At 59.8% G+C, this 26,015-nt stretch carries 25 protein-coding genes, 1 pseudogene and 1 riboswitch; of the genes and pseudogenes, 13 read left to right on the forward strand and 13 right to left on the reverse strand.

Features of this window, described 5'->3' with window-relative positions; genetic code table 11:
• Positions 1 to 259: 259 nt before the first annotated feature.
• A complete protein-coding gene (locus ACTNB2_RS07005) occupies positions 260 to 457 on the reverse strand; it encodes a hypothetical protein (protein WP_441041842.1) in 198 nt (65 codons plus the stop codon).
• A 449-nt stretch (positions 458 to 906) separates the two neighbouring features.
• Positions 907 to 1,806: a hypothetical protein gene (locus ACTNB2_RS07010; protein ID WP_154517075.1), complete on the reverse strand. Its 900-nt coding sequence runs from the start codon at positions 1,804 to 1,806 to the stop codon at positions 907 to 909.
• Between the two features lie 214 nt (positions 1,807 to 2,020).
• Between ACTNB2_RS07010 and ACTNB2_RS07015 the strand changes: the two genes are divergently transcribed.
• Complete coding sequence (locus ACTNB2_RS07015) at positions 2,021 to 2,431, forward strand: peptide deformylase (RefSeq protein ID WP_154517072.1); 411 nt, start codon at positions 2,021 to 2,023, stop codon at positions 2,429 to 2,431.
• Positions 2,432 to 2,657: 226 nt separating this feature from the next.
• On the opposite strand, the gene ACTNB2_RS07020 is transcribed toward ACTNB2_RS07015, so the two are convergent.
• On the reverse strand, positions 2,658 to 4,139 hold the full coding sequence (locus tag ACTNB2_RS07020; protein ID WP_427719776.1) for an aminotransferase class I/II-fold pyridoxal phosphate-dependent enzyme: 1,482 nt from the start codon (positions 4,137 to 4,139) through the stop codon (positions 2,658 to 2,660).
• A gap of 202 nt (positions 4,140 to 4,341) precedes the next feature.
• Positions 4,342 to 5,199, reverse strand: a complete 858-nt coding sequence (locus ACTNB2_RS07025; RefSeq protein WP_370450624.1) for a LysR family transcriptional regulator — start codon at positions 5,197 to 5,199, stop codon at positions 4,342 to 4,344.
• A gap of 118 nt (positions 5,200 to 5,317) precedes the next feature.
• On the opposite strand from ACTNB2_RS07025, the gene ACTNB2_RS07030 reads away from it, so the two are divergent.
• From ACTNB2_RS07030 to ACTNB2_RS07040, 3 genes and pseudogenes are all read left to right on the forward strand, one after another.
• Entirely contained in the window at positions 5,318 to 6,229 is a 912-nt protein-coding gene (locus tag ACTNB2_RS07030) for a DMT family transporter (RefSeq protein WP_441041840.1), read from the forward strand.
• Between the two features lie 267 nt (positions 6,230 to 6,496).
• Positions 6,497 to 6,640, forward strand: a pseudogene (locus tag ACTNB2_RS07035) (KUP/HAK/KT family potassium transporter); the annotation flags it as partial.
• A 38-nt stretch (positions 6,641 to 6,678) separates the two neighbouring features.
• Positions 6,679 to 6,840: a hypothetical protein gene (locus tag ACTNB2_RS07040; RefSeq protein ID WP_441041849.1), complete on the forward strand. Its 162-nt coding sequence runs from the start codon at positions 6,679 to 6,681 to the stop codon at positions 6,838 to 6,840.
• Here the strand turns inward: ACTNB2_RS07040 and bsh are convergent.
• Both bsh and ACTNB2_RS07050 read right to left on the reverse strand, forming a co-directional pair.
• Positions 6,821 to 7,873: a choloylglycine hydrolase gene (gene bsh, locus ACTNB2_RS07045; RefSeq protein WP_441045736.1), complete on the reverse strand. Its 1,053-nt coding sequence runs from the start codon at positions 7,871 to 7,873 to the stop codon at positions 6,821 to 6,823. The genes ACTNB2_RS07040 and bsh overlap by 20 nt on opposite strands.
• A gap of 243 nt (positions 7,874 to 8,116) precedes the next feature.
• Entirely contained in the window at positions 8,117 to 8,536 is a 420-nt protein-coding gene (locus ACTNB2_RS07050; RefSeq protein WP_154517060.1) for a peptide deformylase, read from the reverse strand.
• 193 nt (positions 8,537 to 8,729) lie between these two features.
• Here ACTNB2_RS07050 and ACTNB2_RS07055 point away from each other — a divergent pair, with 193 nt between their 5' ends.
• Both ACTNB2_RS07055 and ACTNB2_RS07060 read left to right on the forward strand, forming a co-directional pair.
• On the forward strand, positions 8,730 to 10,043 hold the full coding sequence (locus ACTNB2_RS07055; RefSeq protein ID WP_441041839.1) for an NCS2 family permease: 1,314 nt from the start codon (positions 8,730 to 8,732) through the stop codon (positions 10,041 to 10,043).
• Between the two features lie 136 nt (positions 10,044 to 10,179).
• Positions 10,180 to 10,845: an alpha/beta hydrolase gene (locus ACTNB2_RS07060; RefSeq protein ID WP_427719770.1), complete on the forward strand. Its 666-nt coding sequence runs from the start codon at positions 10,180 to 10,182 to the stop codon at positions 10,843 to 10,845.
• A 59-nt stretch (positions 10,846 to 10,904) separates the two neighbouring features.
• Here the strand turns inward: ACTNB2_RS07060 and ACTNB2_RS07065 are convergent, their stop codons facing one another.
• From ACTNB2_RS07065 to ACTNB2_RS07080, 4 genes are all read right to left on the reverse strand, one after another.
• Positions 10,905 to 12,239, reverse strand: coding sequence for a uracil-xanthine permease family protein (locus ACTNB2_RS07065; RefSeq protein ID WP_427747882.1), 1,335 nt, complete (start codon positions 12,237 to 12,239; stop codon positions 10,905 to 10,907).
• Positions 12,240 to 12,361: 122 nt separating this feature from the next.
• Positions 12,362 to 13,495 (reverse strand): 5-methyltetrahydropteroyltriglutamate--homocysteine S-methyltransferase, encoded by a 1,134-nt coding sequence (locus ACTNB2_RS07070; RefSeq protein ID WP_441017185.1) that lies wholly within the window; start codon positions 13,493 to 13,495, stop codon positions 12,362 to 12,364.
• A gap of 148 nt (positions 13,496 to 13,643) precedes the next feature.
• The gene (locus ACTNB2_RS07075; RefSeq protein WP_441041836.1) at positions 13,644 to 14,540 is read right to left on the reverse strand and encodes a LysR family transcriptional regulator; all 897 of its coding nucleotides are present in this window, start codon (positions 14,538 to 14,540) and stop codon (positions 13,644 to 13,646) included.
• A 10-nt stretch (positions 14,541 to 14,550) separates the two neighbouring features.
• Positions 14,551 to 15,459: an HAD-IIB family hydrolase gene (locus ACTNB2_RS07080; protein ID WP_441041835.1), complete on the reverse strand. Its 909-nt coding sequence runs from the start codon at positions 15,457 to 15,459 to the stop codon at positions 14,551 to 14,553.
• A gap of 161 nt (positions 15,460 to 15,620) precedes the next feature.
• Positions 15,621 to 15,731: riboswitch (TPP riboswitch) on the forward strand.
• A 51-nt stretch (positions 15,732 to 15,782) separates the two neighbouring features.
• Between ACTNB2_RS07080 and thiM the strand changes: the two genes are divergently transcribed.
• Genes thiM through ACTNB2_RS07095 form a run of 3 tightly spaced genes read left to right on the forward strand, consistent with a single transcriptional unit; the run spans position 15,783 to position 17,659 of the window.
• A complete protein-coding gene (thiM, locus tag ACTNB2_RS07085; RefSeq protein WP_441041834.1) occupies positions 15,783 to 16,622 on the forward strand; it encodes a hydroxyethylthiazole kinase in 840 nt (279 codons plus the stop codon).
• A 3-nt stretch (positions 16,623 to 16,625) separates the two neighbouring features.
• A complete protein-coding gene (locus ACTNB2_RS07090) occupies positions 16,626 to 16,967 on the forward strand; it encodes a thiamine-binding protein (RefSeq protein ID WP_427719764.1) in 342 nt (113 codons plus the stop codon).
• Positions 16,964 to 17,659: a thiamine phosphate synthase gene (locus ACTNB2_RS07095; protein WP_441041833.1), complete on the forward strand. Its 696-nt coding sequence runs from the start codon at positions 16,964 to 16,966 to the stop codon at positions 17,657 to 17,659. Before ACTNB2_RS07090 ends, ACTNB2_RS07095 begins: the two co-directional genes overlap by 4 nt.
• Positions 17,660 to 18,015: 356 nt before the next feature.
• Here ACTNB2_RS07095 and ACTNB2_RS07100 read toward each other — a convergent pair whose 3' ends face one another.
• The gene (locus tag ACTNB2_RS07100; protein ID WP_427719865.1) at positions 18,016 to 18,885 is read right to left on the reverse strand and encodes a patatin-like phospholipase family protein; all 870 of its coding nucleotides are present in this window, start codon (positions 18,883 to 18,885) and stop codon (positions 18,016 to 18,018) included.
• 258 nt (positions 18,886 to 19,143) lie between these two features.
• Here ACTNB2_RS07100 and ACTNB2_RS07105 point away from each other — a divergent pair, with 258 nt between their 5' ends.
• From ACTNB2_RS07105 to ACTNB2_RS07120, 4 genes are all read left to right on the forward strand, one after another.
• On the forward strand, positions 19,144 to 19,767 hold the full coding sequence (locus ACTNB2_RS07105; RefSeq protein ID WP_427728306.1) for a flavodoxin family protein: 624 nt from the start codon (positions 19,144 to 19,146) through the stop codon (positions 19,765 to 19,767).
• 185 nt (positions 19,768 to 19,952) lie between these two features.
• Positions 19,953 to 20,294, forward strand: coding sequence for an arsenate reductase family protein (locus tag ACTNB2_RS07110; RefSeq protein WP_055252194.1), 342 nt, complete (start codon positions 19,953 to 19,955; stop codon positions 20,292 to 20,294).
• A gap of 86 nt (positions 20,295 to 20,380) precedes the next feature.
• Entirely contained in the window at positions 20,381 to 21,511 is a 1,131-nt protein-coding gene (locus ACTNB2_RS07115) for a GTP-binding protein (RefSeq protein ID WP_441041830.1), read from the forward strand.
• Between the two features lie 98 nt (positions 21,512 to 21,609).
• Positions 21,610 to 22,209: a tRNA (cytidine(34)-2'-O)-methyltransferase gene (locus ACTNB2_RS07120; RefSeq protein ID WP_427719338.1), complete on the forward strand. Its 600-nt coding sequence runs from the start codon at positions 21,610 to 21,612 to the stop codon at positions 22,207 to 22,209.
• A 112-nt stretch (positions 22,210 to 22,321) separates the two neighbouring features.
• Here the strand turns inward: ACTNB2_RS07120 and ACTNB2_RS07125 are convergent, their stop codons facing one another.
• Positions 22,322 to 24,835: an excinuclease ABC subunit UvrA gene (locus ACTNB2_RS07125; protein WP_441044880.1), complete on the reverse strand. Its 2,514-nt coding sequence runs from the start codon at positions 24,833 to 24,835 to the stop codon at positions 22,322 to 22,324.
• Positions 24,828 to 25,946, reverse strand: a complete 1,119-nt coding sequence (locus ACTNB2_RS07130; RefSeq protein WP_441044881.1) for an AAA family ATPase — start codon at positions 25,944 to 25,946, stop codon at positions 24,828 to 24,830. The genes ACTNB2_RS07125 and ACTNB2_RS07130 overlap by 8 nt, the downstream gene beginning before the upstream one ends.
• Positions 25,947 to 26,015: the final 69 nt, after the last annotated feature.

Below are 26,015 nucleotides of genomic sequence, written 5' to 3' on the forward strand. Positions count from 1 at the left end.
AGACGTTCAGCTCTCCCATTACGTTTCGCTCCATATCCCGCTCCTCCCGGGTCGGATACCCGATCGGAGCATAGTTCCGTTAGCGCAGTTGGTGAAAGTACGTTAGCGGGGTCGGCGAAAGCGCGTTAGCGCATTCGGCGAGATGCGTTTGCGAAAGTGGTCAATTTTAGATTAGCGCTAACAACTCCGTGCGGCTCGGAGGCATCAGCGGTGCGGGCAACGCGCTCGTGAGGAAGCTGGCCGTTGAGGGCTCATGGTGCTACGCCGCGGCACGGCACCAGCCGAAGCTCATGCCGAGGGACACGGGCGTGCCCCTCGAGATAAGGATGCACGGGAGGAAGGGGTCCGAGCGGCTCCTGCGGCGGCGCGAGGAGATGCTCGCCCGCGGCATGCCCGCGGCGAAGGCCAACACGGCCACCGCGGCCGAGCTCGTGAGGTGGCTCTGGGCCCTCGGCATGATGTGCCGGGAGGGCGCGGAATAGACATAGCCCCCCGTCCCGGCGAGCCGGGCGGCCTTCGGGGATACCCCCTATTTCGCTGTGCGCGCGGAGCCCTCCGCATGCGCCTCGACAGAGTTGGGGAACCCCGCCGAAGGAATGGAGTGCGGGCCGACAGAACGGTATCCGCGGATATGAGACTGAGCCGAAGGCGTCGACGACATGCCGGGGGCGGACCGGGACGGGTTCAACGGCAGGCCCCGCCGACCGATTGCAAGCGGTCGGCGGGGCCATTGTGGCTCTTGACAGCGGATTGGGTCATATGAGCGAAAGCCCGCCAGAGCGAGCAAGGTGCCTTGAAACAAGGCGGCATTGACCTTTTGGTCATGCCGCCGAAGTTGAAAGGCAGATTGCCGCTCTGGCGGGCTTGCAGCGTCGGCCCGTTACGGCGTTTGGTAAAATGCCGTAACTAAAAACGGTTGCCGCGGAAGCCACCGCCGTTGCGGCCGCCACGGTCGCCGCCTCGACCGCTGCGGTCGCCGCCACGGTTGCCGCCGAAGCCGCCACGGTTGCCACCGCGGTCGCCATAGCCACCACGGTTGCCGCCAAAGCCGCCGCGACCGCCACGATCGCCGCCACGGTCACCAAAGCCGCCACGGCCACCGCGACCACCACGGTCGCCGCCACGGCCACCGCGGTCGCCAAAGCCGCCGCGACCGCCACGGTCGCCGCCACGGCCACCGCGGTCGTCACGGCCGCCGCGAGGACCGCGATCCTCGTCCAGACCCATGGCGACGAGCGGAGCGATAACCTTATCGAGCGCGGCCATCAGCTCGGTGGCCTCCTCGTAAGAAAGCTCGGGCAGGAGCTTCTCCTTCTTGTTGGCAAGCTCGACCAGGCCCTCAGCGGCATCCTCGGCAGCGAAGACGACGATCTTGCGCATATCGCCCTCGGCGTTGTCGATGCGGCCGACCAGATCGGCAGCCTCGGCCTCGGCCATCAGGCCATCGAGCTCACGAAGACGCATGCCCAGCAGATCGGACATTTCCTTCTGCTCCATCTTGGGCTTGAGGTCAAGGAGCTTGATGGCGCGCTCGATGTTCGCCATACGCTCGGCCTTAGCCTCCTCCTCCTTGGAAATAGCAAAGCGACGGCTACGCAGCAGGCGGGCGGCCTTCTGCATCTTGTCCATCAGCTCTTCGTCATCGTAATCAACGGCGGCCTCGACAACCTCGGCCTCCTCCTCGGCGGAAACCTCGTCAGCAGCCTCAACCTCGGTAGCTTCGGTCTCCACGGTCTCGACTGCCTCGACCTCGGCAGCCATGGTCTCGTTCTCGGTCTCGTTCATGATCTCTTCGTTCTCGGACATGAGACTCCTTCTTGGCCCTCTCGGGCATCATCGCCCCATTCGCGGGGCCCGTCGCGCACTCTTTGCGCTTTAAACATTCATGCCTCTCGGCAAAACGTCCATTAGTTTATGGTGTCGCCATCCAATCTAGCTGCAGAATCTATGTGCACACATTAATGCGACATGTCGCGGTATCATGGCCTGAACCAAACGTGTCCACCTTAAGGAGCCCGCCATGATTAAGCCCATCATGAAATCCGAGTTCTTTTTGCGCCTGCCTTCCGAAGACGCAGGGCCCGACGATGCCGTGATCGGGCAGGACCTCCTGGATACGCTCCACGAGCATGAGCACGAGTGCGTGGGGCTCGCCGCCAACATGATCGGCGTGCGCAAACGCATCATCTGCGTAAAGGACGGCAACAGGACGCTCCTGATGTACAACCCTCAAATTCTTGAGCAGGTCAATGCCTATCAGACCAGCGAAGGATGCCTCTCGCTGATCGGCGAGCGTCCCTGTACCCGCTATCGTCGCATTAAGGTGGAGTATTTGGACGAGAACTTCGTCCACCGCATCAAAAACTTCTCGGGCTACACCGCCGAGATCATCCAGCACGAAATCGACCACTGTAACGGCGTCGTTATATAGTTCCGCGAGTCAAGGAAAATGATCTGTTTTCCTCCGTCCCCTTTGGATCATGGTAACGACGCAGGCTGAGCACACGACAGCGAGCGAGCCGCATTTGCGCCAAGGTGACGTGAAATGAGAGGGCGCTGACCTTCTGGTCGCGCCCTCGAAATTGAACGTCAGATTGGCGTGAATGCGGCTCGCGTAGCGTCAAGCGGTCCGCCGTTCGGTAGAACGGCGGAACCAATTAGGACTGGCGGTAGTGATCAAAGAAATCGGCGAGGTCTTCGAGCGACTCTTTGAGCACTTCCATGCGCGGCAGGTACACGATGCGGAAGTGATCGGGCTCAGCCCAGTTGAAGCCGCCGCCACGCGTGATGAGGATCTTCTTCTCGTGCAGCAGGTCGAGGGCAAACTGCTCGTCATCGGTGATGTTGAACTTTTTAACATCCATCTTGGGGAAGATATAAAACGCCGCACGCGGCTTGACCACCGAGATGCCGTCGATCTTGCTGAGCGCCTCATACACAAAGTTGCGCTGCTCGTAGACACGACCGCCGGGGCGGATGTAGTCGTTAACCGACTGATGGCCGCCAAGCGCCGTCTGGACGATCGACTGGGCCGGCACGTTGGAGCACAGGCGCATGTTGGAGAGCATGTTGATGCCCATGATGAAGTCGCTCATGCAGCGCTGGTTGCCCGAAAGCACCATCCAGCCAATGCGATAGCCCGCGATCATATGCGACTTGGACAGGCCGCTAAACGTAATGCAGGGCAGGTCGGGGGCGAGCGATGCAATGGAGACGTGCTCGTAGCCGTCCATGCACAGGCGGTCATAGATCTCGTCGGCAAAAATCATGAGCTGGTGCCTGCGCGCGATCTCAACGATGCCCTCGAGCACCTCGCGCGGATAGACCGAGCCCGTGGGGTTGTTGGGGTTGATGATGACGAGGGCCTTGGTCGCGCTCGTGACCTTGGACTCCATATCCTGCAGATCGGGATACCAATCGGCCTGCTCATCACACAGATAGTGCACGGGATGTCCACCGGCAAGAGTTGCGCACGCCGTCCACAGCGGATAATCGGGGCTGGGAATCAGAATCTCGTCGCCATTGTCGAGCAGCGCGTTCATCGAAAGCTGAATGAGCTCGGACACGCCGTTGCCCGTGTAGATATGTTCCATCTGAACATTGGGCAGGCCCTTGATCTGCGAATACTGCATGATCGCCTTGCGCGCAGAGAACAGACCGCGCGAGTTGGAATAGCCTTCGCAGTCGGGCAGCTGCTGGCGCATGTCCTTAATGACTTCATCGGGCGTGCGGAAACCAAAGGGCGCCGGATTACCGATGTTGAGCTTGAGGATGCACTCGCCTTCGTCCTCCATACGGGCTGCCTCGTCGACAACGGGGCCGCGCACGTCATACAGAACGTTCTCGAGTTTGGTGGATTTAGAAAAAGTACGCATGGTGGTGCTCCTTGCAATTTGAGCTGAGGGATAGGGTTCGGGCTTGGAAACGTTGTGGGTCGATGATGTCTCGCCTTGATCGGCGTCACCGGCGAGCAGCCAGGTAACATCGACCTCCAAAATGCGGGCGAGCAGCTCTGCCACATCGCGCCGCGGAATCGTCTTGCCGCTCACATATTGGCTCATCTGACTCTTGCCGAGTTTTTTGCCGAGCATCTCCGATGCGCGAATTACGTCCGACTGGCGAACGTCGCGATCGGACATAGCCTGTCGCAGGCGATCGCTAAACGTCTCTTGGGTCACAGGAACCTCCTTGCTGGCAAAGTTCAATTTACAGAACACGAATTGAACCAAGGTTCAATTTAGCAAGCAGTATAGCGCCGTGCTTTTTCTAAAAGTTCAATTTCAAAAATAACATGACCTAAACCTCAAGATTTACCCCAAGGCGGTAACGACGTGCGCCCATTTAGAGGTATTCGAGAAAACGGGCGGCGGCAAGCGAAACATCGGCCGTTCGATATATGGCGTTGATCTGCCGATGGGGATGCCCTTCGAGCGGACGCACGGCAACATCGAACTGACAGCGGCGCATGATGAGCGCGGGAAGAATGCTCACACCCAGGCCGTCCTCGACCATAGCCATAATCGCATAGTCATCCCAGGTCGACAGTTTTGAGTGCACTGCCAGTCCCGCCCGACGAAACAGCGGCGTAATCTCGTCATCGGTGCCGCGTTCTAGCAGAATAAACTGCTCGTTGGCCAAGTCGGCAAGAGAGACGACCTCCGCCGTTGCAAACAACGAGCCTGACGGCACTACCGCCATTAACTCGTCACGCACCAAAGGCAGCGATGTCATGCCGTTTTCTCGGGGCTCACGAGGGATAAAGCCCAGATCGCAGCGACCCTCTGCCACCCATTGTTCAATCTCAGAATAGTCACCCATCAGCAACTCGTAATCGACGTCTGGATGATCAGCACGAAAACGCGCAATCACCGGCGGCAGCACGTGGGTCGCCACGCTCGAAAACGTACCGATGCAGATTTTGCCGCGCATGAGCCCGCGCATCTCATCCACCCGTCGCTGCAAGCGAACGAATTCCTCGCAGAGCGCCTCGACAGCCGGCATGACCTGCCGCCCGTCGGCAGAAAGAGCAACACCTTCACGACTGCGGTCGAGTACCTTAAAGCCCCAATCGGCCTCAAGATCGGCCACCATGCGGCTCACGCCCGATTGCGAGTAGCTCAGGCGCTCGGCAGCACGCGTAAAGCTTCCAGCGCGCACGGTCTCCAGCAGCACCTGCATCTTTTGAATATTCGTTTCCACGACATACCTCCACCTTTGCATGAGTTTTTGTCATGTTTTCCATGCATTATATTCGCTTTTCTTCTAAAGCAAGTTCAACCATAGTGAACATGCACGGATATAGAGGAGACGGCAGCGCATGAACAACGGATTGATTACGTATTTAGCAGCATTGTTGTTGTTTGGCTCCAACGGCATCATCGCTGCGGCCATCGCACTCCCGAGCTCCGATATCGTGCTGCTACGCACTTTTCTGGGAGCCCTTTCGCTTGTCACCATCCTCGCCATTACCCAACGCCATAAGCTGCAGGCGCCTTCTCGCCCCCGCGAAGCCGCAGCCCTCCTCCTCTCGGGAGCCGCGCTAGGCGCCAGCTGGATTTTTCTGTTCCGTGCTTATCAGACGATCGGCGTCGGCGTTTCTTCGCTGCTGTACTACTGCGGCCCCATCATCGTCATGGCCCTCTCGCCGTTTATCTTTGGCGAAAAACTAACCGGTGGCAAAATCGCCGGGTTTATCGCAGTCTCCTGCGGCGCTTTTCTCATTGCAGCGCAAGGTCTAGGCGGCAACATGCCCATTGCGGGCATCGTCTGCGGAATCGCCTCGGCCTTCTGTTATGCATTGATGGTCATCGCCAGCAAGGGCGCGCCGCACATCGAAGGCCTCGAGAACTCCGCGCTCCAGGTGAGCGCCGCCTTTGTGACCGCGCTGGTCCTTACACTCGTCACCCAAGGCACCCCCTCATTCCTGTCCGCCAGCATCGCCGCAACCATCGATTGGCGCGCCGTCGCTATGCTCGGCGTCGTCAACACCGGCATCGGTTGCCTGCTCTACTTTAGCGCCGTCGCCAAACTGCCCGTGCAGACCGTCGCTGTCGTCGGCTACCTCGAGCCGCTTTCGGCCGTCGTGTTCTCGTCCGCCCTTTTGGGCGAAGTCGTAACACCGGTCCGCCTGATGGGCGCCGTGCTTATCATCGGCGGCGCGATCTTTTGCGAACTCGCCGGTAAACGCTCAGGCGCCAAGACCGGTATCGCTCAGGCAGCACGCGTCTAAAAGTTCCCTCTTCAGTTTCAAAGCAGGAGCGCGTCCGCGGTTATTACATTGCAGCAAAGCCATACAGCGGATGCGCCCCTTTTTTGAAATGCTACCTGCGTACATAAATAATCCCCAGATGGGGATTATTGTCTAAAATTACCCGATGTGCCAAACAGCTCTTGTATGTATAAAGACGGCATAAAAGTTATCTGTCCAAGACAGATAACCGGATGTCCAAGGGAGTCCACGTGGCGCACGCCAAACTGGAGGCAAACCTCCAAGACCAGCACGGTCAAGTACGTGGTAATCGCCATGAAGGCCGACAACCACAACGAGAGCGGCATCTTCGCCCTGTTTAGCCTGATGCGCAAAGTGGCGCCGTGGCCGATCCTACCTGCCATGATCGGCGGCGCGGCGCTGCTCGCCAATAACTCCAGCTCGAGGTTCAGATCAAGGAAGCCGAAGAAATGGATGTCGATATCTTCTCGAACGACCTTGTCAACGGCAACGAAGCCGGTAGGGACATGAACGTCGACCCCACCGAGCTGCTCAGGAGCGTCGCCGATACGCCCGAACAGCAACAGCTCGACGGCCTCGAGAGCGAACAACTCAACGACGCCAACTTCTAACGACGTCGCGCGTCGACGACAGCGGCCCCCGCCCCCCCCCCGATTTCCTTGGAATAAAAACCGCCGGCAACCAACGACACGGCTCGGGAACCACGAGCCTATCGGGGCTCGCGCCCTCAGCATCCATCAGGCTCACGTAGCGAATCGACGGATCCTCATACGTTGAGTAATAGTAATTGCCCGTGCGCGCGCTAAAGCATCCGGTGTAGATAGTCTTCTCGAACTTGCCGTCACCCATCTTGGACGCACCCTCGATCATCGCCACCCCCTCGAGCGAGCGGAACATGCGAATGACGTTCTCGGCCTCGCTGTCTTTTTGCGGGTAATTGGCATTGAGGTATGCCGCCTTTACAAAACGGCTCGGCGAATAGCAGTCACCCGGAATACCGCGCATGCCGGCACCCGCGCCATAGGGCTTGAGCTCGGCGCCACGCCATGTCGCCGTCTGAGGAAAATCGCTTGTGGCGGTGATATAGGTGCGCAGGTTTTCCATGTGCCACGGGAAGGTCGGTTGATTGGCAAGGGTGTCGACCGGATCGTCGTATACATGCAAACCGTCAGCCATCATCTCGACCACGATGCTGCGTCGGCTGTCGCCGATAATCCAATGGAGCAGCGACACACCCAGCCCCTCTCCGGCAGATTTGGCAACAATCACCGTGTCGCGCAGCGCAGCCTCGACCTCGTCGACCGTCGAGAACGTCGCTGCCACCCACAGGGGAAACTCATAGGCCGCGATATTGGTCTTGCCATCAACCGGGTCCTCGGCATACTCGGCATAACCGGGAAAGTTGAGCCCTGCCACAGCCAGACCCGCATCGTTACCACAGTCGAAAAACATAGGATAGTTCTTGTAATCGATGCACATGCCGATTACCGCGTGTGCCGCCGACGCATCGTCGATAAACGAATACGGGATATGGAACCCGCGGGGCATCACGCGAACCTGTTGGCCGTAGCTAAAGCTCCAGTCGAGGTTGCGACCCAGATACATGTTGCCGGAATTATCGGTAAATCGAATGCTCGTGCACATGGCGCCTCCTAGCCATTCGTCCTTGCTAAGCTCATTGTTACCAAACAAATAGGCGCTAAACACAAAAGCCCGGACATGACAATATCGTCACGCCCGGACCACACAAGCAAGATAAACTCAACCAAGTCAACCTCGCAGGTCGTCTAAGGGGTCAAAGTACCGCAGATTGCCACGAAAGAAGAGCGAAGCGTACTTAAGGTACGCGAGCGACGATTGAGCGGCAAGGTGCGGGCTTTGGTCCCCTTAGACCAACTTTCCAAGACAGTGATCGATCATATGCTGGATCATTTGTGCCTCAAAGCCCGTGTAGTCGCGGCGGCACTCCTTCATCTTGCCGTCGACGATCTGGTCAAAGGCAACCTTGCACTTGATATAGCGCGTGGACTTGGTGATTTCGTCGTGCGTCAGGCAGCTCTCCTCCATCTTGCTGGCGCCCAGGCCAAACACCAGACGGGGGTTGTAGAGCACGTGGGGCTCGCCGGCGTCGTCCAGATAGACGCAGACCTTCTTGGTGACGCCAATCTGGTTGGCGGCAAGGCAGCCGGCGTCCTCGAGCGACTTGATGGTATCGATCAGGTCCTGTGCGACCGACTCGTCCTCGACAGTCGCAACCTCGCAACGCTGGGACAGGATAGCCTCGTCGCGGCAGAGCTCTTTAATCATACGTTCCTCCAAAGAGTTTAATGTAACTGTTTAAGTATACGGTACCTACACATTTTCATGCGAAAAATACCGTCCGCCTGTTACAAAGCGCCGAACTTCAACATGCGAGACACATCGACCTTCCAAAGGCGATATAGTAGGTAAGTTCGTGTCAATCGGCCCAAACTCGGGGCCGAACAAGGAAAGGGTATGCATGGACGAACTTTTTCACGTCAGCGAGCGCAAGTCCACAATCGGGACCGAACTTCGCGCTGGACTGACAACATTCCTGGCGATGGCCTACATCATCGCCGTCAACCCTGCGGTGCTCTCGGGCGCTGGCATCGATGCGGGAGCGCTCGCCTGCGCCACCTGTCTGGGCGCCGGCATCATGACCATCTGCATGGGCATCTTCGCCAACCGCCCGCTCGCCTGTGCGTCGGGCCTGGGCATCAACGCCATGATTGCGGGCATCACCGCCACCATGTGCGGTGGTGACTGGCACGTTGCCATGAGTGTTATCTTCCTCGAAGGTATCATCATCTTGCTGCTCGTCCTTTGCGGCCTGCGCGAGGCCATCATGGACGCCATCCCCGTGGTCCTGCGCCATGCCATCTCGGTGGGTCTGGGCCTGTTTATCGCCATGATCGGCCTGTGCGACGCCGGCATCATCACCGCTGGCGCCGGTACGCTCGTCGGCCTGGGCGACATCGCCTCCCCCACCTTTATCGTCGGCATCATCTCCATCGTCGTGACGGTTGCCCTTGCTTCCCGCAACGTGCCGGGCTCGCTGCTCATCGGCATCATCGTCGCCGTTATCGCCGGTATCCCGCTGGGCGTCACCCATGCGCCCGAGGGTCTCATCGCACCGCTCGACTTCTCGACCTTTGGCGCCCCGTTTGCCAGCACTGCTGATGGCAACATGGCCATCGTGAAGGTCCTGACCGACCCGATGCTGCTCGTCGTTGCCTTCTCGCTGCTCATGAGTGACTTCTTCGACACCATGGGCACTGCGATGGCCGTCGCCAAGCAGGGCGAATTCTTGACCGAGGACGGCAATGTCGAGGACATCCGTCCCATCCTGGTGGTCGACTCCGTGGCCGCCGCTGCCGGTGGCTTTATGGGCGTCTCCTCCATCACCACCTTCGTCGAGTCCACCTCTGGTGCTGCCGACGGTGGCCGCACCGGCCTCACCTCCGTCACCACCGGCGTGCTGTTCATTCTCGCCGCGTTCTTCTCCCCCATCGTCACCATCGTTTCCAGCGCCGCCACCTGCGGTGCTCTGGTCTACGTCGGCTACCTCATGATGAGCGAGGCCTCCGAGATCGACTGGTCCGACGTGTCGCAGGGTTTCCCAGCGTTCATGATTGTCGCCGGCGTGCCCTTCACCTACTCCATCTCTGCCGGCATCGGTCTGGGCTTTATCGCCTTCGTGGTTGTCGCGCTCTTTAAGGGCGAGGCCTCCAAGATCAAGCCGCTCATGTGGATCGCAGCACTCGCCTTCCTCGTCTACTTCTTTGTAGCGTAAGGGCAAAGCTGCCAAAGCAAAACCTCAAGGCGCAGAGTCGTATCAAGCGGCTCTGCGCCTTTCTTTTAGCGACGGTCCCTACGCCGACGTGCGACAATCGTATTTGTAGATGTCGAAATGCAGAGAGAAGCTTGTCATGGAAGCGCGTCAAAAGCAGATAACCATTCATTCAAAGCATGTCGAAAGCGCGCCCGTCATTTACCTTCCCGCGGTCATGGGTGACGGCACCGAGGTCTATAGCCGTTGTCTTGAGCTTGATTGCCCGCCATTCACCCTGGTCGCCATTGGCGGGCTCAATTGGAATCGCGAGCTGAGCCCTTGGGAATGCGACGGAACCGTGCGCGATGCCGAGCCCTTTGGTGGACAGGCGTCCGAGTTTCTCGATGAACTGCTGAATCGGATAATCCCAGAGGTCGAGCCATCACTTCCCTGCCCGCCTACCTGGCGCGGCATTGCCGGTTACTCATTGGCCGGCCTCTTTTCGCTTTGGTCGCTCTGGCAGACCGATGCCTTTGACCGCGCCGCAAGCGCATCGGGGTCCCTATGGTTTCCCGGATTTCTCGATTACGCACACGGGCACACGATGCCAGCCGCGCCCAACGCCGTCTATCTATCACTCGGCAAAAAGGAGACCAAGACGCCCAACCGCATGATGCGGCACGTACTCGACGACACACGCGCAATGGAAAAACTACTCGGCGACCGAGGCATTCCCGCGACCTTCGAGCTCAACCCCGGTAACCACTTTGCCCAAACCGGTCTGCGCATGGCCCGCGGCATACACTGGATACTGACGCATTAAAAATGGCGCCCACGCGTACGCACGGGCGCCATTTTTTTTGATTTAGCTGAACACAACTACTACTCGACCGTCTCCTCGAGTTCAGAAACGGCGAACTCAAAGTCGTTGCCAGGCAGAATCGCGTTGAGCACGATGCCCACCAGCGAGCCCACGGCAAGGCCCGAAAGCGAAATCGTCACGCCGCCCAGCTCCAGCACGATGGCACCGGCGGCGCTGTAGGCAATGCCGAGTGAAAGCACGAGCACCAGAGCGGCCACCAGCACGTTGCGGTTGTTCTGGAAATCGACCTGGTTCTCGATGAGGTTACGGACGCCCACGGCGCTGATCATGCCATAGAGCACGAGCGACACACCGCCGATAACGCATGCCGGCATGGCGGCGATCACGGCAGCGAACTTGGGGCAGAACGAAAGCACGATGGCGCAGCACGCGGCAATGCGAATCACGCGCGGGTCAAACACACGCGTCAGGGCGAGCACGCCGGTGTTCTCGCCATACGTGGTGTTGGCCGGAGCGCCAAAGAGCGAAGCCAGAATCGTGGCGAGACCATCACCGAGCAGCGTGCGATGCAAGCCGGGATCGGCGATGTAGTTGCGCTCGCAGGTGGAGCCAATAGCGGATATATCGCCGATATGCTCGATCATGGTTGCAAAGGCCAGCGGCATGATGGTGATGATGGCCGTCGTGGCAAGGCCGCTATCGAACTGCGGCCCAAAGAGTGCAAACACCGTGTTGTCCCACACGACAGGCAAGCCAAGCCAGGGAGCGGCTGCGACGCCGGAGAAATCGACCTCGCCCAGCGCAGCCGCAACGGCATAGCTCACCACGACGCCCAGTAAAATCGGCACGATCTTGACCATGCCGCGACCCCAAATATTGCAGATGACGATTACGGCGACGGCAACCACGGCAACGAGCCAGTTAGTCTGGCAGTTGGCAATAGCGGAACTCGCCAGGATCAGACCGATCGAAATGACAATGGGGCCAGTCACCACCGGCGGGAAGAAGCGCATGACGCGCTTGGCGCCAAACGAGCGGAAGAGCGCCGCAAGCACCGGGTAGAGCAAACCGGCGCAAGCAACGCCCAGGCAAGCGTAGGGCAAGAGCTCGGCCTCGCCGTTGGGCGCGATTGCGGCATAACCGGCAATAAAGGCAAACGATGAGCCCAAAAATGCGGGGACCTTACCGCGTGACAGGAAGTGGAATAGCAGCGTGCCCAAGCCGGCAAACAAAAGCGTTGCCGATACCGAAAGGCCGGTGAGCACGGGCACCAGCACCGTGGCACCAAACATGGCAAACAGGTGCTGCAGACCGAGCAGGAACATGCGCGGGCGGCCGAGCGACGAAGCGTCGTAGATGGCATCGGTGACGGCGGGCGTCGAGGACTGGGACATGGATGTCCTTTCGAATGGAAGGGCGCTCGGGCATAGCGGATAACCTGCCCGAACGATACGGTCCGAACCATTGTACGCGATACGCCATGTCTCGCACGCGCCGTCACTTGCAAACGGTACCGCTATTTCCAAACACGCTCGGCAATACGCTTGACCAGCGCGATCTTTGCCCACTGCTCGCCTTCGGTCAGCTTGTTGCCAATCTCGCAGCTGGCAAAGCCACACTGCGGAGACAGATACAGATTCTCAAGCGGCACGTACTTTGCCGCCTCATGAATACGCTCGACGGTCGCGTCCTCGTCCTCGAGCTCGGCTGCCTTGGTGGTCACCAGACCCAACACGACCTTCTTACCGGGCGCAACGTACTTGAGCGGCTCAAAACCACCGGCGCGCGGAGTGTCGAACTCCAGATAGAACGCGTCAACGTCCTCATGCGCAAACAGGTACGGGGCGATGGGATCATAGCCGCCCTCAAAGGCATAAGTAGAGTGGTAGTTGCCACGGCATACATGCGTATTGATCACCAAGTCGTCAGGCTTGCCCGCGATGGCGGCATTGTTGAGCGCCACGCCCAGCTCGCTCACCTTTTGCAGGTCAACCGGGCTCATGCCGGTCTTGGACACAAAGTCAGTATCGCAATAGATGCCCCAGGTGCAGTCATCAAATTGGATGTTGCGGCAACCCGCGGCATACAGATCGGCAATCACGGTGCGGTATGCTGCGGCGATGGCATCGGCGAGCTCTTCGTCGGTCTTGTAGACGGCGCGCAGGCTCTCCTGCTGGCCATCGCAGCGGTCGAGCGTGACTTCGGAGAACGTCTGGATCGGCGCCGGGATGGTTTGCCGCGCAACCTGGCCCTCGCCCTCAAGCGCCTTGACAAACTTGAAGTGCTCGACGAACGGATGGTTCTCGCCGCTAATAGGCCCGGTCACCACGGCGGTGTCGGCGGTAGTCTCCTCATCGTGGAACATATAGCCCGTACGCGAGGTGCGGCGCTCGATGCCGTTGAGACCCCACATAAAATCGAGGTGCCAGTAGCTGCGGCGGAACTCGCCGTCGGTGATGACCTGCAGACCGGCGGCCTTTTGCTTTGCCACCAAATCGCGAATGGCCTCGTCCTCGACTGCCTTAAGTCCCTCGGCATCAAGCGCGCCTGCCGCATAGGCAGCGCGGGCGTCCTTTACGGCCTGCGGACGAAGAAAACTGCCGACGATATCGGCGCGAAACGGCGCTTTGAGCTGGGTGGAATTGCTCATAGGAATCTCCTTTTGCATGGACTGCTTTGGCGAGAAAGAGTATGAGCGCACTCCTGGTTATCGTAAAATATGCGTTTATATATGTTTGCCATATAGTTTTCCTATAGCCATTTCGACAGCTCAAGACAGCAACATCAAACGCTACCGGTTAGATATGCCTCCGGATGGCCTCGACATAAGCCCGTCCATAGCGCGTGAGCGTCGTATTCTTGCGCGTGATAATGCCAATCTCCATGTATTCATCTACATCGAGCGGAATCGAGATAATACCGGGGCCATTAAGCTCGTGGCTAATCACGCCCGAACACACCGTGTAGCCGTTGAGGCCCATGGCTAGGTTGAACAAGGTCGCACGGTCGCGCACGCGGATATTCTTGCGGCGCTCAAACGTCGAGGTCAGTTCCTCGGAATAGTAAAACGAGTTGTAGCTGCCTTGCTCGTAGGACAAAAACGGATACTCCTCGAGGTCATCGAGCGTCACGCTGGCGTGGTCCGCCAGTGGATGGTCGGCGCATACAAAGACGTGCGGCGTGGCGCAGAAGAGTCCTTCGAATACGAGCTCGTTGGCCGCCAGCATGCGCTCGATAACCTCGCGGTTATGTTCGGATAAGTACAGAATGCCCAGTTCACTCTTCATGTGCGCGACATCTTCGATGATCTCGTGAGTCTGTTCCTCGCGCAGGGTAAAGTCGTAGCGCGCGGCATCGAACTCACGGATCACGTCGACAAACGCATTAACGGCAAAGGAATAATGCTGACAGCTCACACTAAAGTGCGGCACTTGCTCGGATGCGCCCTTGTACTTGCCCTCGAGCAGGTCGGCCTGATCGAGTACCTGGCGCGCGTAGCCCAAGAATGTCTCGCCTTCCTCGGACACAATGACGCCCTTGTTGGTGCGCTCAAAGATGTGCACACCCATCTCGTTTTCGAGATCGCGAATCGACGCGGTAATCGAAGGCTGCGACACAAAGAGCCGGCGCGAGGCCTCGGTAATGCTGCCGCATTCGGCAACTTTAACGACATACCTGAGCTGCTGAAGCTTCATGACTTTCTCCCTAGACGTTCGTGACGCCATGACCCGTCGCGTCCACCTGGCGCATAAACGACGGCATCGCCCCCGTCGCGGCGCAGGCGGCAATCTCATGCAGAGCCCCGGCAACCGCATCGTCTGCCGCAGCACCGATATGCCAACGCGCGGAAGCCGTGACGGCCTCATTGGCATTGGCGACTGCAACGGAGTTGGGAACGGCATTAATCATGGGCAGATCGTTATCGGAATCGCCGAACACCGCCACCTCGTCGGGCGTTAGGCCCAAAGCACGCGCCAGCTCCAGCGTGGCACAGCCCTTGTCCCAACCAGCCGGAAGAATGTCAAACAGGCGCACTCGGTTGTTGGGAAACACAAGCGAGAGTTCCGGCACCTCGGCGGCAACGCGCTCGCGTAGCTCCGCGAGCCCTTCACGCGAACGGGCACTCCAGATATTCGCCTTGAACACCGGCGCGTCACCGACAACGGGACGGCACGGGGCCTCTTCGCCTTTGAGCCACGCGTTGCCGCCCGACTCCATAGCGCGATGCACGCGCTCGGGGTCGCTCGTCACACAATAGGCGTCATTGTCCCAAAAGTCATCACCCAGGCTGTAGACCTTCAGATAGGTATCATCGGTCTCTTGCTCCAAGTAGTCAGCCAAGCGAATAAGGGCGGTATTGTCGGTCGCATGCGAGGCTACCACCTCGCCGTCGACAAACATGACCTGGCCGTTGCAGAACGCACCGGTCGAGAAGCACTCGGAGCGATTACGAAACATCCAGCCCATCGCGGACGGCTGACGGCCCGAAACCGGGCCAAAGTGCAGGCCCGCCGCCTGCATGGCATGAATGCCCTCGATGGCGTAGTCGCTGGCGCCGTCATGCCCGGCTGGAATCAGCGTATCGTCCATATCGGTCAGCACAAGTTTGATCATAGAGTCCCCCAGTCATTTTCACCGTATCCATTGTAGCGACCTGCCAATAAGGGACAGGTTTATTTTGGCAGGTTTTATCTGGGAAAATGCGACGCCCCAGTTGCCACCTACCAAAATAAACCTGTCCCTTTTTGGCAGGTGCGCTAGTATAGGGAACAACAGATTCGATGCGGGAGTGCCGGCGGTGCAAACCACAAGGCTGAGAGGGCATGGGGCCCAATCCTTTGAACCTGTCAGTTAATGCTGGCGTAGGGAGCATGCCGCCTTTACAGGGGCGCTGTCTATGCACAGCGCCCCTTTTCTATGCCAAGGAGGCATGTGCAGTGATTGATTCGAAACAGCTTAAACAAAATGTGGTCAAGGCCGTGGAGGAGATTCGCGCCACCAACCCGATGGCCGGCTCCATCACCAACACGGTGACGATCGACTTTGTCGCCAACGCGCAGCTCGCCGTAGGCGGTTCGGCCGCCATGGTCTATCTGCCCGACGAGGGCGAGGCGCTCGTTGCCGGCGGCGGCGCCATCTATCTCAACATGGGCACGCTCTTCCCCATCTACGAGCAGACGATTCCCCGTGCGGCCAAGGCGGCACACGACGCCGGCAAGCCCTGGGTGCTCGATCCGGTGGGCCTGGGCATCGGTAGCCTGCGCACCCAGCTGGTAAACGAGCTCAAGCAGTACAAGCCCGCCATCGTGCGCGGCAACGCCTCCGAGATCATCGCGCTCGCCGGCCTATGGGGTCTTGAAGGCGAGGCGGCTGACCTGAGCCGCGTGCGCGGTGTCGATACCACCGATACGGTCGACGCCGCCCGCGGCGCTGCCGTGGCACTCGCCCGCTACACCGGCGGCGCCGTAGTGGTCTCGGGCGAAGTCGACCTGATTACCGACGGCACGACCGTGGCCAAGTCCCACGGCGGCAGCCCGCTCATGTCCAAGATTACCGGCTGTGGCTGCTCGCAGGGCGGCGTCCTGGCCGTGTACGCTTGCGCCGCCGATCCGTTTACGGCAGCCATCTGCGGTACCGCTGTCTACAACGTTGCCGGCACGCGTGCCGCCTCTGTCGCCGATGCCCCGGCAAGCTTTAAGGTCGCCTTTATCGACGAACTCTACCGCGCGACCGCTCAGGATATTGCGAATAACCACCTCGAGCTCGAGGAGGCATAAGCCATGTCCGAACCCGCAACCGCTGCCGACATGAACACGCTCGTCGCCGTAGCCATCGCCCCGTGCGGCACAGGCGACGAGCTGTCCGCCGAGGTCGCCGAGGTCGTGCGCGTCATTCGCGAGAGCGGCCTTCCCAACCGCACCACCTCGATGTTCACCGAGATCGAGGGCGACTGGGACGAGGTCATGCAGGTCGTACGCGACGCAACCTTTGTGTTGGCAAGCAAGGGCATCCGCACCGAAGTCGTGCTCAAAGCCGATATTCGACCCGGTTTTACCGACACCATGACCGGCAAACTCGAGCGCATGGAAGCGCAGATCAAAAAGCAGGAGGAAGCACGATGAGCATCCGCGACAACCTTGATATCTCGGCCTATCTGGTACTCGGCCCCGAAAACACGCTGGGACGTCCCGTGGGCGATGTGGTAGCGCAGGCGCTGGATGCCGGCTTTACCTGCATCCAGGTGCGCTCCAAGGTGGCAAGTGCCCGCGAGATCATCGCGCTGACCGGCGATGCCGCGCAGGCTATCGCTCGCGCCGGCAAGACCGGCAAGGTCGCCCTGCTTATCGACGACCGTCTGGACTGCGTACTCGCCGCACGCGAACAGGGTATCGCCGTCGACGGCGTGCATGTGGGCCAGAGCGATATTCCCGTCGAAGTCTGCCGCAAGCTTCTGGGCCCCGATGCCATCGTGGGCCTTTCGGCCCGTTGCGAGGAAATGCTCGAGTACGTCAAGACCGCCGACATGAGCCTAGTCGACTACCTGGGCATCGGCCCGCTCCACGAGACCGAGACCAAGCGCGACTGTGGACGCGCGGCAGATGGCTCCATCATCACCAAGAGCTTTGAGGACCTGGCCGCGCTCCATGCGGCAAGCCCCGTTCCCATCGTGGTCGGCGGCGGCGTCAAAAAAGACGATCTGCCGCAGCTCAAGGCCACCGGCGTCGAGGGCTTCTTTGTGGTGAGCGCCGTCTGCAGCGCTGACGACCCCCGTGTCGCAGCCACGGAGCTTGTCGATGCCTGGCAACAGGCATAGGCATAGGCCGAGCAGCTGATTCGCAGCCTCATATCTTCAATAGCGCAAAGCGCATCCCAGTTTGGACCTCCATTCTGGGATGCGTTTTCCATATAGAGAGTCAGCGGGAAACTGTGTCCCAGTCTAGACGTAGATTCCGGGATGCACTTTCCGGAATCCGCCGTCTGGGAAACTGTGTCCCGTTCTGGGCGCAAATTCTGGGACATGCTTTCCGAAATCCGCCCAACGGGAAACTGTGTCCCAAACTACGGCCGAAAAGTGGGGCACGCTTTCCCGAGCGGTCTCCATGGGAAACTATGCCCCATTTCGAAGGCTCATTCTGAGATGCATTTTCCGCCGAGTCAGCGACCGTGGCTCTACCCTGCCAGATACACCTCTAGTGCGGGCAACGTGGCCTCCGCATCACGCCGACCGACCTGGTAGATACGTTCGAGCTCCTCTGGCTCACGACACAGCGATGGCACCTTCACCGATTCGCTCGGACGCACCACAAAAACCTCGTCGCCGGCCTCGCGACGCGTCAGGTCATCGAGCGTGGCGTTATAAACCTCGTGCCGGTGCTCAAGCGCCGCGACAAACTCTGGATAGCGGCGAAACACGCGGCGCAGCATAGGCATCAAGCTATTGGGTTGTTTCACAAAGCCCGCCGGCTGCGTCAGCACCACGATGTTACGGTCATACCCCTGCGCAAACAGCCATGCGCTGGGAATAGAATCGGCCACACCGCCATCCAGATATCGATGTCCATCAATCCAGACGGGCTTGGTCGCCACGGGAATCGCCGACGATGCCCGAATCCACTCGATATCGCGCTCGTCGCCATACGGCAGATCGTGATAGACGGCCTTGCCCGTCTCGATATCGGTACACACGCACGTAAATCGCATGGGGCAGGCGCGATACGCCTCCAAGTCGATGGGATCGCGCTCGATAGGCACCTCGTGATAGGCAAAATCGGCATTGAACATATCGCCGGTTCGCAGCCAGCTGGTCACGCTCGCATAGCGCTTGTCGGCACAATAGGCTTTGTTGTAGCGAATGGCGCGGCCGATCTGGCGCGATTTAAAGTTGTAGCCAAACGCCGCGCCCGCCGAGACACCCACCATATGATCGCAGGTCAAACCGTGCTCCATCCAAACGTCGAGCACGCCCGCCGTATACATACCGCGGTAGCCGCCTCCCTCGAGCGCAAGCCCCACTGTGTGTGATGTCTCCGGCTGTGCCATGCAACCATCTCCGTTCCCATGCTTTTGAACTCAACAAGTATATCTGTCAACGTATGCCGTCAGAAACGTGTTTATAAGCATTTATCGAACGTTTCCCAATGCATTCCCCATGCCGTACCGCAATGCCCCTAGATGGCCTTAGGCATGAACGCCCTTAAGAACGTTGCGGGATAAACATCGCCCGCACCATGCCAACGTCATCGCACGCAACGTGAGATAATTCTCAGCAGAAGTCACCGACAGCAGAGGGAGTTTGTGATGAAGGTTCTTTTGGTCAACGGCAGTCCCAAGGCAAACGGTAACACCGCCCGGGCGCTCGCCGAAGTCGCCGAGCAGCTCAATGCCGAAGGCATTGATACCGAGGTGTTTCAGCTGGGCGCCAAGCCCATTCGTGATTGTATCGGTTGCGGCCAGTGTGGCAAGCTTGGGGGTCGCTGCACCTTTGACGACGACGTGGTGAACGAGCTCATCGCTGCCGCTGAGCAGGCAGACGGCTTTGTCTTTGGCTCACCCGTCTACTATGCGCACCCCAGCGGACGCATCCTTTCGGCCCTCGACCGCGCCTTCTATGCGGGCGGGCACGCCTTTGCGCACAAACCCGGCGCCGCGGTCGCTGTCGCCCGTCGCGGTGGCACGTCGACCACCTTCGATGTGCTCAACAAGTACTTCACCATCAACCAGATGCCCGTAGTCGCCTCCACGTACTGGAACAACGTCTTTGGTCGCGTGCCCGGCGACGCCGATGGGGATGCCGAGGGCCTTGCCACCATGCGCAACATCGGCAAGAACATGGCCTGGCTCCTGCAATGTATCGAAGCAGGACAGGCCGCCGGCATCAGCGCGCCCGAAGCCGATCGCGAGCGCACCAACTTCATTCGATAAGTCCAGCGGTGGTCACCTCGATGTTCTATCAATGTCAGCGAAAAGCCAGCTGATGAGGCAAGGTGCCCTGAAAGAGGAGGGCGCTGGGCTGTTGCCCGCGCCCGACGATTGAAAGGCAGATTGCCCATCAGATGGCTTTGCAGCGTCGAGGTGACCGCCGTTCGTTAGAACGGCGGAACAGATACATGAACGTGCAAATCTTCGGCACCAAAAAGTCCTTCGACACCAAGAAGGCCCAGCGCTATTTTAAGGAGCGCCGCATTAAGGTGCAGTTTATTGACCTTAAGGAAAAGGAGATGAGCAAAGGCGAGCTCACGAGCGTGATGCAGGCGGTCGGCGGCATCGACAAGCTGCTCAACCCCAAAGCCAAGGACGAGGAGACACTCGCACTTATCCAGCACCTCACTCCCAGCCAGCGCTTTGATAAGCTGCTCGAGAATCAGCAGGTACTGGCCGAGCCCATCGTGCGCAACGGCAAAAAGGCCACCGTCGGTTATTGCCCCGATGTATGGGGAGCCTGGGAGTAGCCTGTGTTATTTGCCGGCGCGTGGGTATAAGAGCAGGCGTTTGGCATATGATTTTACTGTAAGCCATGTCTAACAAAGGAGGGCACATGCCCAACAAACCCGTGAAGATCATCATGCTTACCGGATACCTCGGTGCCGGCAAGACCACGCTGCTCAACCATATCCTCGCCAACGACGGCGGTATCCGCGCCGCCGTGATCGTCAACGATATCGGCGAGATCAACGTCGACGCCAGCCTTATCGCCGACGGTGGTCTTTCCGAGACCGACGACCTCATCCCACTCACCAACGGCTGCATCTGCTGCACGCTTTCGGACGACCTGGCCAACCAGCTGCAGGGCATTGCCGATTCGGGCAAGTTCGACTACATCATCATCGAGGCCTCCGGTATTTGCGAGCCTATCCCCATCGCCTACACCATCTCGAGCTTCTGCGACGAGGCCAAAGTGGGCGGCGAACCCAAGCTCGCGCTCGACAACATCGTTGCCGTGGTCGACTGTGCCCGCATGTACGACGAGTTCAACGGCGGTCGCGACCTGCTGGCCGAGGATATCGACGAGGACGACATCGAGAGCCTGCTCATCCAGCAGATCGAGTTTTGCTCCACGCTGATCCTCAACAAGACCGATACCGTGAGCCCTGAGCAGATCGCTGAGCTCAAGGCCATCGTGCGCAGCCTGCAGAAGGACGCCGTGATTATCGAGGCTCAAAACGGCGAGGTCCCCATGGAGGAGCTGCTCGATACCGATCGCTTCGACTTTATGCGCGCCTACAACTCCGCCGCCTGGATCGAGGCCATGGAGCATCCCGAGGAGCACGACGACCCCGAGGTGCTCGAGTACGACATCGAGACCTTTGTGTACTCGCGCCGTAAGCCGTTTGACCTGCAGAAGTTCACTGATTTTGTTGAGCAGGAGTGGCCCGACGAGGTCATCCGCGTCAAGGGTCCGCTGTGGCAGACCGGCAATCCGGACATGTGCTACATGTTCGAGCAGGCCGGCCGCCAGATGCGCCTGATGGAGAACGGCCTGTTTGTCGACTCGGCGCCCGAGGGCGAGAAGCAGAAGATCATCGACGAGAACCCCGAGATCATGCAGATTTGGGACGACGAGACGGGCGACCGCATGACGAGCCTGTGCATCATCGGCCGTCACATGGACAAGGATGCGCTCATCGCCTCCCTCGATGCCTGCCTGACCGACTGGCACCGCGCTTAGGTTATCCAAGTGGGCGTTTTCCGCCCACGCAACCATCAAACCACCACGAAGGCGACTGCCCCTTCGTGGTGGTTTTTCGTTCTATGCCAAGGAGATTCATGTTCAATATCGTGCTGTATGCGCCCGAGATTCCGGCCAATACGGGTAATATCGGCCGTACCTGCGTGGTCACCGGCGCCCGCCTGCATCTGGTGGAGCCACTGGGCTTTTCGCTCGACGACAAAACGGTGCGTCGCGCCGGCCTGGGCTACTGGCAAAACTTGGACGTGACGACCTATGCCAGCTGGGAGGATTTCCTTGCGCGCAATGACCTTTCCCCCGCCGACGACCGCTTGCATCTGCTGACCAAAAAGGCACGCCGAACCTATGCGCAAAGCACTTACCGCGACGGCGACTATTTGGTCTTTGGCAGCGAAAGCTCGGGGATTCCCGAAGGGCTGCTCGCCGCAGCGCCCGAGCGCTGCGAGCGCATCCCCATGCTGCGCGATTGTGACTCACTCGACAACGCCGAGGCCTGGGAAGCCCACGAGGAATCGCTCGGACATACCGAGGACGGCCATGAGGCCATCCTTCGGCAGGATATCTGCGGCAACTTCGTCAATCCGGACGACTACCGCATCAGCGCACTCAACCTCTCCAACAGCGCCGCCATCGTCCTCTACGAAGCCCTGCGCCAGACAGGTTTTGCTGGCATGTAGCAAACCTGCCATTTGGAGACGGGGTAGAAATGGTAGATTTTCAAACCCTCTAACCCTTGAGAAATTGGTTTTGGCATCAAAGCGACAAAGGGCTGCCCCTTTGTCGCTTTGCCTATAGGTAGCGGCCAGTAATGCTCTTGGAGCAAGCAGCGATATCCGCCGGCGTACCGGCGCAGACGACTTGCCCGCCCGCATCGCCACCGCCCGGCCCCATGTCGATCACATAATCGGCATTGCGGATAAGGTCGAGATCGTGCTCGATCACGATAACCGTGGCGCCCTTGGCGACGAGGCCGTCAAACACGTTCAGCAGCACCTGAACGTCGAGCGGATGCAGGCCGATCGTGGGCTCGTCGAATACGAATACGGCATCGTCCTGCACGCGGCCCATCTCGCTCGCAAGCTTTAAACGCTGCGCCTCGCCGCCCGAAAGCGCCGGCGTGGGCTCACCGAGTGTAAGATAGCCCAAGCCCAGGTCGTGCAAGGTCAGCAAGCGCGCCTGAACCTTCTTGAGCCCCACCGTGGCGTCGAGAGCCTCGTCCACGCTCATGTCCATGAGCTGCGGCAACGTAAGCTTGCTCCCGTCCTTGCCCTCGCGATGGATATGCGAAGCCGTGTCTGCATAACGCGAGCCTCGACATGCTGGGCAGACGATCTCGACGTCGGGCAAAAATTGCACGTCGAGCGATATCGAGCCCGTGCCATCGCATGTAGGGCAGCGCAAGGCGCCAGTGTTGTAGCTAAAGGCACCCGCCTTGTAGCCGGCTGCCTTGGCCTCGGGCGTACGGGCGAAAGCGCGACGCAGCTCATCATGGATGTCGGCATAGGTCGCTACCGTCGAGCGCACGTTGGCGCCGATAGGTGTAGCGTCAATCAGGTTTGCGCGTGCGATGCCCTCAGCGTCGACCCAGCGCACATGGCTTGGCAGGCGCTCGCCAGCTGCCTGGGCCTTAAGCGCCGGGATGAGTGTCTCGAGCACCAACGTCGTCTTACCCGAACCCGAAACGCCCGTCACCGCGACAAGGCGACCGCGCGGTATATCGACTTCGAGCGGTTTGACGGTATGGATGGCATCGGTTGCCATGCGGATGTGGCCCTGATCGAACAGTTCCTCGTCAGTCACCTGCGGACGCATACGCTTGGGGTCTGCGCGCAAAAACGGGGCGATGCGGCTGCCCTGCGATTGTTCGACCTCGTCCACCGTGCCAGCGGCAATCACATTACCGCCGCCTGCTCCGGCAACGGGGCCCATCTCGACCAGATAGTCGGCTTCCACCAGCACACGTGTATCGTGGTCGACAACAACCACGGTGTTGCCGTCATCCACCAGATCGCGCATCACGCCCACCAAGCCGTCGACATTGGCGGGATGCAAGCCAATCGAAGGCTCGTCCAACACATAGAGCACGCCCGTCGATCGGTTGCGCACCACGCGGGCGAGCTGCACGCGCTGACGCTCGCCCGTGGAGAGCGTGGCACCGGCGCGATCAAGCGAAAGGTAGTCGAGACCCAGATCGACCAGGCGACGGGCCACGCTCAAAAACGAATCGCAGATATCCGCCGCCATGGGCCGCATCTCGGCCGGCAAGGATGCGGGCACCCCGTGCACCCACTCAACCGCATCACCAAGCGTCATGGCCGCGGCCTGCGCCAGATTGATACCGCGCACCTGGGGCTGGCGCGCAGCCTCGGAGAGGCGCGTGCCGCCACAGTCACGACATGGCCCCTCGCGCAAAAAGCGCGCCACGCGTTTTAAGCCCTTGTCGTCCTTAACCTTGGCGAGCGCGTTCTCGACGGTATAGACGGCGTTGTAATAGGTAAAGTCGAGCGGCGTGGCGCCCTCGCCGTTTTTGGGAACGTAGAGAATGTGCTTCTTAACCGCCGGGCCGTGGAACACAATGTCGCGCTCTTGAGGCGTGAGCCGGTTAAACGGCACGTCGGTACGCACACCTATCTCGCCTGCCACTTGCTTCATCAGATCCCACATGAGCGTGCCCCAGGGAAGCACCGCGCCTTCGTTGATGGTCTTGGACTCGTCGGGCACCAGGCTCGCCTCGTCCACCTCGCGCATGACACCGGTGCCGCCGCAGGTGGGACACGCGCCGCCGCTGTTAAAGGCAAGGTCCTCGGCACCCGGCGCGTAGAACTCACGGCCGCACTCGGGGCACGTGAGCGACAGGCCCGCGGCCACGTTAAGGCTCGGCTCCACGCGCGCCCCGCAGTGCGGACACACGTGATGGGCGCAACGGCTAAAGAGCAGACGCAGGCTATTGTTGAGCTCGGTCATGGTACCAAAGGTCGAGCGCACACCCGGCACGCTGGGGCGCTGATGCAATGCGAGCGCCGCCGGTACGTGCAGCACCTCGTCCACCTGGGCATGTTCGGCCTGCGTCAGACGGCGGCGGGTATAGGTGCTAAGCGCCTCCAGGTAGCGACGCGAGCCCTCGGCGTAAAGAACGCCCAGTGCCAGCGAACTCTTGCCCGAACCCGATACGCCAGCAATACCCACGAGCTTTCCCAGCGGAATATCGATATCGATGTCCTTGAGGTTGTGCACACGCGCGCCACGTACCTCTATAGCCTGCGGGCTCATCTTCTGTTCCGTCACCTTTATCACCCTACTCATGCCATAAAACGCGGTCGCGAATGTATTCGCCCAGCATGGGCACGGTAAACCGGACGAGGCCGTATCCGGCAGCCTCGATGACGCGCTCGCGAATCAGGCTTGCGCGATATTTACTCGCCCAGCTTTGGGTGCGGTCGCAGCGCTCAATGATGTCAGCCATGCGCGTCGGCTTGCCCCCATCAGCCGCCATGGCCTCGATAAAGAGGCGCTGCGGACTGCGCAACCCGTAATACAAAGGAGCGTCCACTGCTTCATAGAACTCGGAGGTGGCATCGGCGTAGCCAGCCTCGACATCGCACACTTCAATGACCCGCGAGTCACGCCGGACAGCAGACCTCCACATGTAATATCCCACCAGCTGAACCATATAGGGATACCCCATGCTCTTGCGCGCCGCAAGGTCCGCCGTCTCCGCATCAACGCAAAGACCAGTGCCTTTGACCGTCTGGATATATGAATCGCGCACTTTGGGCAAAGAAATCGCCCCCAGCGTACGCTGCTGGGCGCGGCGCAAAAACGTTACGCTCGGCTCTTCGAGCAAGTCATCAACCATGCTGGGCAAGCCGGCAAAAACCAGCGCAAGACCGCGCTGGTCGCTATCGGGCAAGCCCGTAGCATCCTGGTCTCCGAGCACCTGCTGATAGAGAACGGCCAGCGCCGCCAGCTCCTCGATAGATGCCGATTGGGCCTCGTCAATCGCAAACAGTAAGCCCTTTCCCGGCCCGAGTTTCTTGAGGCGTTCGTTGACTAACCCGCGCAACGTCTCGCCTTTTGCCCGCGCCGCCTCGACCGACATTCGGCCAAACGACGGACCAAACTCCATTGACGTCACAACGGGTTTATTCGAGCGAAGCGCGTCGGCCAAGCGGTCGCATAGGCCAAGCGAGGCGGAATCGGAGACAACCGCCCATCCGCGCTCGCTAGCTAAACGCTGCAGCTCCCGCAAGAGAACTGTTTTGCCACAGCCGCGGTTTCCCGTAATGAGCATGAGCCTGCCCGGCGCTCCGGCGCCGTTATCGAGCCCTTCCTCGAAATCTTCGATGACCGACTCGCGGCCGATGAGTATCGGAGGCCGCTTGCCAGCCGTGGGCTTAAAGGGATTTGGATTCATGTCGGCCTCCTCGGATTGGCAAACCCTGGTAACAGTTATACCAACTTATACCGAGTTATACCAACAGGA

The sequence above is a fragment of the Collinsella sp. HCP28S3_G2 genome (assembly GCF_052065125.1).
Lineage (GTDB): Bacteria > Actinomycetota > Coriobacteriia > Coriobacteriales > Coriobacteriaceae > Collinsella.